The following is a 2,284-nucleotide window of genomic DNA, read 5'->3' on the forward strand; positions in this document are numbered from 1 at the left end:
CCGCCCAAAACCCGACATACGTGAGCGAGCGTCGTTAAACGGCGACGACGGCCCCCACCCGAAGTGGGGACCGCCGTCGTGCGTGTGGCTGGTGAGCTACAGCGGGGCTAGAAGCCGCCCATGCCGCCCATGTCGTCGCCGCCACCCATAGACGGAGCGTTCTTCTCCGGCTTGTCGGCAACAACGGCCTCGGTGGTCAGGAACAGACCAGCGATGGAGGCAGCGTTCTGGAGAGCCGAGCGGGTGACCTTTACGGGGTCGTTGACGCCGGCAGCCAGCAGGTCCTCGTAAACGCCGGTTGCAGCGTTCAGGCCGTGACCCGACGGCAGGCCGCGGACCTTGTCGATAACAACGCCCGGCTCAAGGCCGGCGTTGTAAGCGATCTGCTTGAGCGGAGCGTCGATGGCAACGCGGACGATGTTGGCGCCCGTTGCTTCGTCGCCTTCGAGCTGCAGGTTGGCGAATGCCTTGGCACCGGCCTGGATGAGGGCAACGCCACCACCGGCGACGATGCCTTCTTCAACGGCAGCCTTCGCGTTGCGGACTGCGTCCTCAATGCGGTGCTTGCGCTCCTTGAGCTCTACCTCGGTTGCGGCACCGGCCTTGATGACTGCAACGCCACCGGCCAGCTTGGCCAGGCGCTCCTGCAGCTTCTCGCGGTCGTAGTCGGAATCGGAGTTCTCGATCTCGGCACGGATCTGCGCCACGCGGCCGGCGATGGCGTCGGCGTCGCCGGCACCTTCGACGATGGTGGTCTCGTCCTTGGTGACAACAACCTTGCGGGCGTTGCCGAGCAGTTCGAGGGTTGCGTTCTCGAGGCTGAGGCCGACCTCCGAGGAGATGACCTGGCCACCGGTGAGGATCGCGATGTCGGCGAGCTGTGCCTTGCGGCGGTCACCGAAGCCCGGAGCCTTGACGGCAACGGACTTGAAGGTGCCACGGATCTTGTTGACGATCAGGGTGGCCAGGGCCTCGCCCTCGATGTCTTCGGCGATGATCAGCAGCGGCTTGTTGGACTGCATGACCTTCTCCAGGACCGCAACGAGTTCCTTCACGTTGGAGATCTTGGAGTTGACGATCAGGATGTACGGGTCTTCGAGGACCGTTTCCTGGCGCTCTGCGTCGGTGACGAAGTAAGCGGAGATGTAACCCTTGTCGAAGCGCATGCCTTCGGTGAGCTCAAGCTCCAGGCCGAAGGTGTTGGATTCCTCGACCGTGATGACGCCTTCCTTGCCAACCTTGTCCAGGGCTTCAGCAATGAGGTTACCGATTTCGGTGTCGCCGGCAGAGATGGAAGCCGTGGCTGCGATCTCTTCCTTGGTCTCGATCTCCTTGGCGGAGGCGAGCAGCTCACGGATGACGGCGTCAACAGCCTTCTCGATGCCGCGCTTGAGGGACAGCGGGTCGGCGCCGGCAGCTACGTTGCGCAGGCCTTCCTTGACGAGAGCCTGGGCCAGGACGGTGGCGGTGGTGGTGCCGTCGCCAGCGACGTCGTCCGTCTTCTTGGCAACTTCCTTGACCAGCTCGGCGCCGATCTTCTCGTAAGGATCGTCCAGCTCGATCTCCTTGGCGATGGAAACACCATCGTTGGTGATCGTGGGGGCGCCCCACTTCTTTTCGAGGACGACGTTGCGTCCACGCGGGCCGAGGGTGACCTTGACGGCGTCGGCGAGGATGTTCAGACCCCGCTCGAGACCGCGGCGTGCCTCTTCATCAAATGCAATGATCTTGGCCATAACGGCGGTAGTCCTTTCGGGACAGTCGTTAAGAAGGTGCCTTCACTGCGGTGCCCGCGACGGACGATCCTTCACATTCGGCCTCTGTACGCCGCGTGCTCCGGATCTCACCCCAGCAAGGTTTTCTTTGTTCCCCCAGGCACCGCCACCATTTCCATACGGCCGGAGCCGTGAAGGATTAGCAGTCAATGCCTGAGAGTGCTAATCAATAATTAGCACTCACCCGAGGAGAGTGCAAGCAGGAAGAGCCGGAAACTACTCGCCACGCCCAGGGAATTCGCTACGGGCACAAGCCGTCACGGAGTCCGGGAGGCCGTCTCTTTGCCACTGACCCGCGCAGTGTTGTCAGCCCCGTAGGTGAAGACCATGTAATTGGACGAGGTAACGTCCCCGTTGGCGTCGAACCCGATGGTGCCGGACTCGCCGTCGTAATCCGGGAGCTTGGCCCCCTTCAGCACCTCGACGCAGTCCTTGTATGAGGCACAAGACGTACGTTCTTTCGTTGCCGCATCGCCCGACGCCGGACGCACTCCGCCGGACACAGTGGT

1 protein-coding gene and 1 pseudogene are annotated in these 2,284 nt (G+C 62.7%); both read right to left on the reverse strand.

Features of this window, described 5'->3' with window-relative positions; all coding sequences use genetic code 11:
• Positions 1 to 107: 107 nt before the first annotated feature.
• Complete coding sequence (gene groL, locus AHiyo1_RS08005) at positions 108 to 1,736, reverse strand: chaperonin GroEL (RefSeq protein WP_059388204.1); 1,629 nt, start codon at positions 1,734 to 1,736, stop codon at positions 108 to 110.
• Positions 1,737 to 2,032: 296 nt separating this feature from the next.
• Positions 2,033 to 2,284, reverse strand: a pseudogene (locus AHiyo1_RS25470) (ABC transporter substrate-binding protein); the annotation flags it as partial.

Origin of the sequence: Arthrobacter sp. Hiyo1, assembly GCF_001263615.2 — a bacterium.
In the GTDB taxonomy this organism is placed as follows: Bacteria; Actinomycetota; Actinomycetes; order Actinomycetales; family Micrococcaceae; genus Arthrobacter.